Source organism: Sphingobium mellinum, assembly GCF_037860795.1.
In the GTDB taxonomy this organism is placed as follows: Bacteria; Pseudomonadota; Alphaproteobacteria; order Sphingomonadales; family Sphingomonadaceae; genus Sphingobium; species Sphingobium mellinum.
On record NZ_JBANRK010000043.1, the window covers coordinates 1 to 5224 of the forward strand.

A 5224-nucleotide genomic window follows, 5' to 3' on the forward strand; every position below is an offset into this window, starting at 1 on the left:
GATCAGCCGTGGCGCATCATGACCATAGGACGCCGCAAATGGGCGCGTGGGTCGTGATCAATGCAGGTTGGTATTACTGCTTATTGCACCACTGACTTGTGCGGGCTGTTCAGACACCTGCGAGAATACAGTGGTATCGCGCCTCCTCTCACCTGATGGCACCCATACTGCGATCTTGTTCCAGCGCGACTGTGGGGCCACGACTGGATATTCGACCCAAATCTCTGTCGTTAATCATGCCGACGCGCCTACTGGCGGCGGGAACGCCTTTCGAGCGGATGATAATCACGGTGTCGCCGCAGTAGGCGATTGGCAAGGCCCATGGGCGGATATGAAATGGGTCGCGCCAGATCGTCTTTTGATCCGCTACGCGTCAAAATCTCGCATCTTCGAACAGGCAAGCGAGGTAAAAGGGGTCAAAATCGATTACCAGAAGATAGCCCGATAACGACCAGACTGACACCTGGTGAACGAGACGCCTTCGTTCGGCTCATCCATAATGGTCCCAGAATGCTTCCCATCGTCCTATGTCCGGTCGATCTGCACCAGGCCCAAAGGATTGGCCGAGCCTGGGCAAGGCTCCGTGCCCTTGAGCAGGAGCAGGAAAGCCGGATGGCACGGTACGCAGCCGCAAAGGGCTCCAGCCCACAGGCCGCAGTTCCCATTCGTGCATAGCCCGCCGTTGGTTCGCGTTTAATGAAAGTCATGGCTCCGAATCGGCGGGATGTCGTCCGGCGCCGCTGGTGCATTACGATAGGGCGGTGACCCAAGCGTCCGTCCGTTGGGGAAGGCCGGATCGCGCGGATCAGGACCACCGCCATGGCTCGCGCCATCGCCCCGACCCGGCGCGACATTGAAGTCCATGCGGCCCACTGAGCGCAGCATCTCGTCATGGTCGATGATCCGATCGCAGATGATGTGAATAACCTCGCCTTCCTTTTGCAGCCGTCCGCGCATCGCGATCATGGAGGCGGACATGACCTGTCGCCGGTAGATTTCGAACCGATCGGGCCACAGAATGCCTTGGGCGACCCCGGTTTCGTCCTCGATGGTGACGAATAATACGCCCTTCGCTGAGCCAGGCCGCTGACGCACCAGTATGACGCCGGCCACCTCGATATTGCGACCATCGCGGATCGACTTGAGGTCGGCGCAGCGTGCGATCCCCATGGCATCGAGTTGGGCGCGCAGGAAGCTCAGCGGATGATTGCGGAGCGAGAGCTGAAGCGAGCGATAATCCTCCACCACCTCGCGGCCTTCGGTCATGGGTCGGAGGGTAACCGGAGCCTCCCGGCTTTCGGGCGAGAATTTGCCCTCGTGCGCGTCGGCGGCTGCGAAGAGGGGCAGGGGCGCCTCGCCCAGGCCGTTGACCTTCCAGAGACCCTGTCGGCGATCCTGCGCGATGCAGGCAAAGGCATCAGCCTCGGCAAGCCGCACGATTGCGGCGCGCGGCACGCCGGCGCGCCGCCAGACCTCCTCGACGCTTTCGAACAGAGCGGGACCACGCGCGCCGACGATCGCGGCGCCGTGGAGATTGGCGAGCCCTCGCACCTGCCGGAACCCCAGGCGCACCGCCAGATATCGCCCGCGCGCCGGTTCGAGCGAGCAATCCCAGTGGCTATGATTGATCGAGACCGGCCGGACCTCGACACCATGATTGCGCGCATCGCGCACGATCTGGGCCGGTGCATAGAAGCCCATGGGCTGGGCGTTCAAGAGTGCGGCACAGAAGACATCGGGATGATGATGCTTCATCCAGCAGGAGGCATAGGCGATCTTGGCGAAGCTCGCCGCATGGCTTTCAGGAAAGCCGTAGCTGCCGAACCCCTCGATCTGCTTGAAGGTCCGCTCGGCAAAATCCTTGGGATATCCCCGCGCGATCATGCCATTCACCAGCTTGTCGTAGAAGTGGCTGACCCCGCCGGTGAGCTTGAAGGTGGCCATGGCGCGGCGAAGCTGATCGGCCTCGGCGGGCGTGAACCCGGCACCCACGATCGCGACCTTCATCGCCTGTTCCTGGAAGAGCGGTACGCCCAGCGTCTTCTTGAGGACCGCTTCGAGCTCAGGCTTGGGATATTCAGGCACCTCCTTGCCTTCCCGGCGGCGCAGATAGGGATGGACCATGTCGCCCTGGATCGGGCCGGGACGGACGATCGCGACCTCGATGACGAGATCGTAGAATTCCTTGGGCTTGATCCGCGGCAGCATCGACATCTGCGCGCGGCTCTCGATCTGGAAGACGCCCAGCGTATCGGCCCGCTGGATCATGGCATAGACGGCGGGATCATCGTCCTGAAGATCGGCCATGCCGACTCGGACGCCCTTATGCTCTTCCAGCAGGTTGAAGGCGCGGTTCATGCAGCCCAGCATGCCGAGGCCCAGCACGTCGACCTTCATGAATTTCAGCGCATCAATGTCATCTTTGTCCCATTCAATGATTTGGCGATCTTCCATCCGCGCTGGTTCGATAGGTACGAGATCGTCGAGACGATCCTGGGTGAGCACGAAGCCACCGGGATGTTGGGATAGATGGCGCGGTGTGCCGATGAGTTGGCGGGACAGTTCCAGCGTCAGCTTGAGCCGATGGTCATCGGCATTCAAATTGATGCTCGCAATCTGCTCATCGGTGATGCCGTCCATCGACCAGTCCCCGACGAGGCCGGTCAGCATCTTGGTAAGATCACGGGGGAGCCCCAGCGCCTTGCCCACCTCCGCGACCGCGCCGCGCGTGCGATAACGGGTGACCACGGCCGTCAGCGCCGAGCGGGTGCGGCCATAGGTCTCATAGATCCACTGGATGATCTCTTCACGCCGTTCGTGCTCGAAATCGACGTCGATATCGGGCGGCTCCTTGCGCTCGCCCGAGACGAACCGTTCGAACAGCAACTCATGCTTGATCGGATCGATCGAGGTGATGCCGAGCATATAGCACACACAGCTGTTCGCCGCCGACCCGCGACCCTGGCAAAGAATGCCGCGCCGACGGCTTTCCGCGACAATCGAATGTACCGTCAGAAAATAGGGTGCGTAACCGAGCTGGTCGATCAATCGCAGTTCATGGTCGATCTGCTTGGTATAGGGCGTCGGCAGGCCGTCGGGAAACATCCGGGCTGCGGCCTGGCTTGTCAGGGCCGCGAGTGCCTGCTGCGCGGTGCGGCCCTCCATCACCTGCTCATACGGATATTGATACTGGATTTCGCCCAGATCGAACCGGCATCGGTCGGCGATGTCAGCGCTCGCCTGGATCGCATCGGGAAAGGCCGAAAAGCGCCGCTCCATCTCCTCAGGCAATTTGAGGTTCCGATCCATGTAGCGCTCGCGCCTGAACCCCAGGCCATCGATCGTCGTCTTCTCGCGGATCGCGGTCATCACATCCTGGAGCGGCCGGAAATCGGGTGAATGGTAGAGAATGTCGCCGGTCGCGACGCTGCGCACGCCAGCGGCCCTCGCCATGGCATCCAGCTTGTGAAGGCGGGCGACGTCGTCGGGGCGGCGGCGCAGCGAGAGCGCCATATGGGCGCGCGATCCGAACGCGGTTCGGACGTCGTCCAGGTGGGCGCGCGTGACGCTGTCCGGCTCATCGGGCACGAGGATGGTAATCTGTCCCTCGGCATGAGCGGTGACGTCGGCCCAGTCGAGGAGGCAGCAGCCCTTGCCGCCGCGCGCCTTGCCGATCGAGAGCAGCCGGGTGAGGCGCGACCAGGCGGGGCGATCGGTTGGATAGAGGAGCAGGGCGCGGCAATCGGTGAGATCGATCCGCGCGCCTGCGATCATCCGGACACCTGTCGACTTCTGCGCGTCCCATCCGCGCACCACGCCTGCGACGCTACCCCAATCGGCAAGACCGAGCGCCTTGTGCCCGAGCAAGGCGGCGGCCGAGAACAATTGCTCGGGCGAGGAGGCTCCACGCAGGAAGGAGAAATGGCTCGTCACCTGAAGCTCGACATAGCGGGCCATCAGCCAAAGACCCCATGCATGAACCAGCTGAGATTCCCCGTCTGCTCGTCGGCGCCGTCGCCCCGGCGGAACAGCCAGAAACGCTCGCCGCCCTCGGCCTCGACCCGGAAATAGTCTCTCACCGCCCACATTTCCTGGGCATTGCGCCACCACTCGCCATGGATGCGCTCCGGGCCATCGCCGGCGATCACGCGATAAGGCTTGCCCCGCCAGACGAAGCGCCGGGGCGGATGGTCGGGCAGCAGCGCCACGACATTGGAAAGGAGTTCGGGCTTTTTAAGCATCCGCACCGGCCGCTTCCAGCCGGGCCATCCCTTTGGCTTTGTCAAGGGGCCGACCCGCCGCACGGCGCGCTTGGGCACATCGCTTTCATGCGATGACAGGCGGAAGGGCGTATCGGGATCGATCCGGCCGGCAAGCTGGCCGACCAGTTGGGCAATGTCGGGCGCGCGATTGCCGGTAATGAGGCCCGCCTCCAGTGTCCGCGCCTTCAGTTCCTCGACGCGCGGCGCCATGAGTGACATCGCCTCGATGCCAAGGCCGGGGTCGATCCTCTCCACCCGCATGGTGAGCATTCGCTTGAGATGCTTTGCATCACGCGTGGCCCTGGCGGTGCCGATCGCGATGCGCTGCTCGCTCCCGTCGACAATCTGACAGGCGAGATGTGCGGCACGCAGGCCAAGGCCGCGCTCCATCAGCAGGGCCACCAGATCGTCGACCAGATCACTGATCACCTGGTTGATGGTCTCCGCCGTACCGATCGGTTCGAGGAGCCGCCGCTCCACATGGGGCGCCTCGAAGGGGATGACGGGAACGATGGGTTCGGCGATCATTCCGCGCGCCTGATCGAGCCTTCGTACCGTGGTCAGGCCGAGCCGGCGGGCCATTGGTCCGCGGGGCATGGGATAGAGGTCTGCGATGCGTTCCAGGCCGAAGCGGGCGGCGGCTTCGAGTGCCCCCGGCTCTAGCCTCAGCGCGGAGAGCGGGAGATCAGCAATGGCCTGGGTCTCGCTGCCCTCCGCCAGAATGGTGATAGCCTCGCTGCCGTAGCGCGCGAGCGCGAAGGCAGCGCCGGGCGTGCCGGCGATCGCGATGCGGGCGGTGAATCCCAAGCGCTTGAGAAAGCCCAGTAGCCTTCGGCAGAAACGCTGCTCATCGCCGAACAAATGGGTGGTTGCCGCGCGACAATGAGGATGAGAGAACAGCGTCAATCAAGATGAGAATCGCCACCTCCTGATCCGGCGTAGGGCGTAGCCCGGAGCCGGAT

The 5224-nt window shown here is 63.4% G+C and carries 2 protein-coding genes; both read right to left on the minus strand.

The genetic code is table 11. The features are described from left to right. Positions 1–693 precede the first annotated feature (693 nt). Complete coding sequence (locus tag AAC640_RS18200; protein ID WP_340268847.1) at positions 694–3957, minus strand: error-prone DNA polymerase; 3264 nt, start codon at positions 3955–3957, stop codon at positions 694–696. Next, the gene (locus AAC640_RS18205; protein ID WP_340268849.1) at positions 3957–5069 is read right to left on the minus strand and encodes a DUF6504 family protein; all 1113 of its coding nucleotides are present in this window, start codon (positions 5067–5069) and stop codon (positions 3957–3959) included. Before AAC640_RS18205 ends, AAC640_RS18200 begins: the two co-directional genes overlap by 1 nt. Between the last annotated feature and the right edge of the window lie 155 nt (positions 5070–5224).

Coding starts and splice junctions, on each gene's coding strand:
- AAC640_RS18200 (WP_340268847.1), bottom strand. CDS start 3,957: ATGGCCCGCTATGTCGAGCTTCAGGTGACGAGCCATTTCTCCTTCCTG.